Genomic DNA, 5,304 nt, shown 5'->3' with positions numbered 1-5,304 from the left:
TGTGCCAAAAAATTAGCTATGTACACTGGTTTAAAGAGCTAGTCCCACCTGGTTAAATTTACCTCTTGACAGGGTTACTATGTCCATTTTTACCTAGTTCATAAGTACCGATTCAACACTTCTGGATGCAACCATTAGTTTTGGGGTGGTGATGGCTCATCATAGTGTGCCGTTGGCGATTGCTTTAGAAAACCTCTGGGAAGCGGAAAATGAGGCGAAAGCTCATGTTTATGAACAGGATGGGACGGAGATTAAGAAAGATGCGGTACAGGTGCGGGTGATTTACGGCAATGGCAATGTGTTAAAAGCCACGAGTAAGTTTCAGACGTTTGAAAAGTGGCGGGAGTTATTAGCTTTGGGTTTAGAACCTGCTTTATTTGAGGGGGCGGCGCAGTTGTGGGAACAACATCCTATTCCGAAGGAGACGGCGATTGAACCGTGGGTGCAGGCGTTTGTTTCTCGTCGGGAGGTGTTTAAGGGGGAGGAAAAACAGCAGGAATTCACGAAAAAATTAGCGAAGTTTTTGGGAGAAGTTTGGTCAAGTACAAAACCCAAAGATTTGGAGCAGGAGGTGAAAAACTGGTTAAAGTTAGCGGCTTTTGTTACCAGAAGTCGTGAGATTAAATGACGGGACTTTGTAGGTTGGGTGGAGCGACAGCGAAACCCAACAAGGAAACTTGTGCTGGGCCTATGGGATACGCCCCTACGCAAAACGATAAATTCTGGAAATTTTGGGTCTAAGTTTTTTCTACGATTCTATCCAGAAAAACCATCTTAATTGTTTTGATTCAATGAACGGGAAATTACAATAATGCACTGGTATATTCTCACCCCGCTTGATGTTCTCTTATTCCGCGATGCCAAGCCCTTTACGCCGGGTGAACGGGCTTGGGCAGGGGGGAGCTTTCCTCCTCACGGACACACCCTTGCTGGGGCTTTACGGGGGGTTTTAGGCAATGCTACGTTGAAGTTACGGGGGCCGTTTCTCTGTTATGGGGAGGAGTTGTATTTTCCTCGACCGTTGGGTTATGTGAAGGATGAGCGTTTGATTCCGGTGCCGTGGTTGCAGGAAACGCATCCAGAACATCCGGCTCGTTTTATGTTGTGGGATGAGAGTCTCCCGGCTCCTTTGGTGCAGTTTAAGAAGAAGGACTCTAATCCTAAAAAGTCGGGTGAGCGGCCTTATTTACCGAGTTCAGTGGTGCAGAAAGTTCTACAAAATCAGCCACTGGAGGAGAAGGACTGGCGACTTGAGGAGGGGGAGGATGGGAAACCGTGGAAGGTGGAGTCTCGTTCTCATAATGCGATCGCCCCCGGAACCCGACAAGTGAAAGATGCCGATGGTTACTTTGTGGAAAATGCGGTGCGTCTGAAGCCCGGATGGGGTTTAGCCATTGGTTTAGAGCAGCAAATTCCCCACAGTCCCACTACGGTACAACTGGGGGGAGAAGGTCATCGGGTGTTGGTGGAAGAAGCCCCTAAAACTGTGGGGGAACAGTGGGAGGCGATTCAAGAAATTTCTCAGAAAAATTTTGAGGGAGGGGGAAAGGCGATCGCCTATTTAGTCACTCCCGGCGTTTTTGAACACCCCAAAAAGTGTCGCCAAGGCAAGCTACAAGCACGCTGTCGGGCGTGGCCTTGGGAGTGGGATCTCCCAGAAAACGGCACACCCAACGGAGGGCCTTTAGTGAGTGTAGCAACTGACCGGGCGATTCCCATTAATGGCCGCATTCGTGACAACAAGCAGAAAAGTATTCCCGCCCCCCAAGTCTTCGCCGCCCCTCCGGGGAGTTGTTACTACCTCGAACGCCCCCAAAGTTTGTTTCAAGACAACCCGAAAGCCCAACGTTCGCAAAAGTTAGGTTATTCCGAATTGCTTTGGATGGCCTATTAAAGAGGCGTGAGTTGTCTGAATACAGTTTATTCACTGTCGCTGAGGATTAAACACAAATGACTGATTTTCGTGTTGGTTACTTATACAGTCTTGCTCCTATTCACTGTGGAGGAGAAGGGGATTTAGGAAACATTCTAGAAATTGCCCGTGAAGTGCATACCGATTTCCCCTATGTGCCGGGTTCTTCCTTACGGGGAGGATTACGGAACGAAGTCCAACAATTGGATGAAACGGCCGCTAATATTCTCTTTGGCAAAGAATTAGATGATGATGGACAAATGGGAGTTCATCAAGTGTGGTTTGGAGATGCTCGTTTGCTGTGGATTCCTATGCGTACCATGTCCAGTCAAGCTGGGGATGTTTTTACTTGGGTTAGTTGTCATACCCTGATTCGTGACCATGCCATTTTAACTGGAAATTCTCCTGTTCTTTTCCCCTCCAAACCTGTGGGAACAAAAACGGGACGTTATGAAGTAGCAGACGCTCAAATTGAAGTCTCAAAATTAGATGAAGGGCAAAAACAAGCCATTAATTTAGCCGGAAATTGGCCATCTGCCTTGAGTAGTGCAGTTCAACCCACTTGGAGTAATAATCGCTTAGTTTTACCTGATAACGACTTTCAAGTATTAATGGAACATTCCCTCTGGACTCAGATTCGCAACAAAATTCAAGAAGATAATGACGGAGCAGGAACGGCGGGTTCTGCGGAGATTTTCTGGACAGATGTTTGCATTCCAAGGGACACAATTCTCTATTATCCTTGGGGCTATCGTTTGTTGAAAGATACAACTTTAACCACGGCTCACCATGATCTTTTAATGGATATTCTCACCGGATTAATTCAAGTGGGAGGGCAAGCCAATGTAGGACGAGGATGGGCGCATAGTTGGGTCACAAATACAGACTCTCCTGTTACAAACACTCAACAAACAGCTACTGTCGGAGGTTAATTATGTCGAAGGGTAACAAGCCAAAAAAATCCGCTAAAGGTGTTGGGTATAAACAACAACCTTCGCAAAAAGCTTCACCAAATCCTGCATCGGCTCATCCAGCATCTAATTCTACTCAATCATCACCAGCACCAGCTTCTACGAATCCTGCGACTGGATTGAATAGTAAACCAACTATCAAAGTTCAACCGGAACAAACCAGTTTACTCGCCCATAGTCATATTCAGGCCTATTTGAGAACGCGACATCAAAGTAAATTGACGAAAAATGATGTAACGGCTGTTTTGCGATTATCCCAACATTTGCGAGTATTTGGTTTACTTTCTGCGGTGGGTTATGTCAACCAATCCAACGAACAAAGGGGAGAGGTTCGGGAGCGCACCGTTCCGGTTTGGGAGTCTCTTTTAGGTCAATTTATGGCACAAACCAACCCAAACCGAGCAGAATTGATGCGACAAGTAACCCAATTGGCACAGAACAACTCTCCTGAATATATAGCCCAATGGCGTAGAGTCCTAACCTTATCTAAACATTGGAATTTTTGGGCAAGAGCCTATGCAGAAAGAGGAGACTAAATGATGTATAGTGGGACAAGATTAGTAGACCTGCTTGAAAAACAAGATCAAACGCGCCACCCCGGTCTATTTAAGTCAGGTAAATTTACCATTCAATGGCGGGCAAAAGTTGGCTCATTTCCCCATCCTGATGTTGAAACAATTGTCTCCGCAGGTGAACCTTGTGGCAGTTGGAAAACGGGGCAAGGTGCAGGATGGCGACCGGAAAATAAACGTAATGTCGGGGAAAATCTTCAACAACTAGATGAATTGCCTTTAAATGGCTATATTCCGGGGTCTTGTATCCGGGGAATTGTGCGAGAATGGGCAAAAAAACGCCCTGAAATTAAACCCAGAATGCTGGAATTATTGGGCTATCAAACCAATGACAAAATTTATTCAGGTAAAATTGAATTTTTAGACGCTTGGCCGGAACAACCTGAACCCTTAACGTTAGATATTGTTAACCCCCAAGAAACCTTTCAAGTTTTCCATCAAGATCAATCCACTCCCTTATCTTTATATACCCTTGGAGATGGAGAAAAGCCAATTCCTGTTAGGGTTGCTATTCGTGGCATTCCTAGTAAAAAAGTAACACCGGAAGAGGTTGATGAGGTGTGGGGATGGGTGCAACAAGCTTTGACCTTGTATGGGGTGGGAAGTCGTACTGCTTCAGGATATGGTGCGATGAGGTCGAGAGATCAAGATGCACCTAAACCAGACCCTGATCCAAACTGTAAGACTAAAGTTTTGACGTTTCAGCTGTATAGTCAAGGGTGTTATGGAGTTGATCCTGAAGAGCCTGTTTTACGCCCTTCTCATTGGCGGGGATGGTTGCGTTCTTGGATGTTACGGTTTTTGTTGGGGGTGATGTCACAAGAGGATGCGAAAAAAACCCTAGGGGAGTTATTAGGAGTTCTCGAACCAACGGGACAAAAGGGCTGTGTGCGGATAGAGTTAATTAAAAGTAAGACTTGGGGAAAGAAATCTACAAAAGATCCTTATTTCTATACTTGGAAAGGACAACTTAAAGTGACTGCCCCTCAAGAGATTCTCAATCACATTATTCTGCCTGTACTGAAGTTTGGGGCAATGGTGGGAGGTGTGGGACGGGGATGGCGTAGACCTTTGCATATTTTTAGAACCGACAAAGGTTATGAAGCCGCTAGAGGGAGTCATGTTGTGCTAACTCATAAGGTTAAGGGTGAAACTAAAGGGTTTGGTATTGCTTTGAAACCCGAACAGTGGGTCAGTGTTTATCAAAAATGGTCTGAGGCTGTGCAGCAACAATGGGCTGAACGATTTCGACCGAATCAAAATCCAGAGGCTGAGGTTTTTTCTCCTCGGAGTTGCGCGGTTTATTTGGTACCTGAACCAGTGGAAGATCCTGTAAATCAGGCTGAGATGAACTGGGAATTTACCAACCCCCAAGAGACTCGTGGTGAGGGGGTGAACTTGATTTATCAACCCACCTATAAACGCAAGTCAGATGTCGGGGGAAATGCGGCAGGAGGGGGCAATTCTCACTGTTCTTGGGTCAGTATTAAACGGGTTACGATTCCCAATCGAGAAGCCGAGACGGACTGTCAAGAGGTGGTTTGCCTGTTTATGGGAGGACAAACACCGAATACTGGACATTTGCGATCGCAGTTTCTCACAGATTTAGCCAGAATTGACGGTGCGGTGCATCTTTTCGGAGTTCGTCCCCGTTGAGCGGTTAAGCCGCTTTCTATTCAAACCACTCATTCTACAGAAGGATTAAACACAAATGACCGCATTAGTTTATCTGCAATGTCGGGTGAAGACCCTCGGTTTTACCGACGGGATGAAACCCGACCAGTATAGAAACAGCGAAGCACGACTCTTTAGCTAAGGCTCAGGGATCACTCTTAGCATGACAATTTGT

At 46.1% G+C, this 5,304-nt stretch carries 5 protein-coding genes; all 5 read left to right on the top strand.

Annotated elements, in window-relative coordinates; all coding sequences use genetic code 11:
* The first annotated feature begins 151 nt into the window (after positions 1-151).
* Positions 152-628, top strand: a complete 477-nt coding sequence (locus tag K4A83_RS21750) for a hypothetical protein (protein WP_265266812.1) — start codon at positions 152-154, stop codon at positions 626-628.
* A gap of 183 nt (positions 629-811) precedes the next feature.
* A complete protein-coding gene (locus tag K4A83_RS21745) occupies positions 812-1,894 on the top strand; it encodes a type III-B CRISPR module-associated Cmr3 family protein (protein WP_265266810.1) in 1,083 nt (360 codons plus the stop codon).
* A gap of 56 nt (positions 1,895-1,950) precedes the next feature.
* Positions 1,951-2,844 carry an RAMP superfamily CRISPR-associated protein gene (locus tag K4A83_RS21740; protein WP_265266809.1) on the top strand — a complete coding sequence of 298 codons (894 nt, stop codon included), beginning with the start codon at positions 1,951-1,953 and terminating at the stop codon, positions 2,842-2,844.
* Positions 2,845-3,002: 158 nt separating this feature from the next.
* Positions 3,003-3,419 carry a hypothetical protein gene (locus K4A83_RS21735; RefSeq protein WP_265266808.1) on the top strand — a complete coding sequence of 139 codons (417 nt, stop codon included), beginning with the start codon at positions 3,003-3,005 and terminating at the stop codon, positions 3,417-3,419.
* Positions 3,420-5,111, top strand: a complete 1,692-nt coding sequence (locus tag K4A83_RS21730) for an RAMP superfamily CRISPR-associated protein (protein ID WP_265266806.1) — start codon at positions 3,420-3,422, stop codon at positions 5,109-5,111. It begins immediately after the preceding gene.
* Positions 5,112-5,304: the final 193 nt, after the last annotated feature.

Origin of the sequence: Spirulina subsalsa FACHB-351 (assembly GCF_026130165.1) — a bacterium.
In the GTDB taxonomy this organism is placed as follows: domain Bacteria; phylum Cyanobacteriota; class Cyanobacteriia; order Cyanobacteriales; family Spirulinaceae; genus Spirulina_A; species Spirulina_A subsalsa_A.
This window is presented reverse-complemented; position numbering and strand designations above follow the sequence as displayed.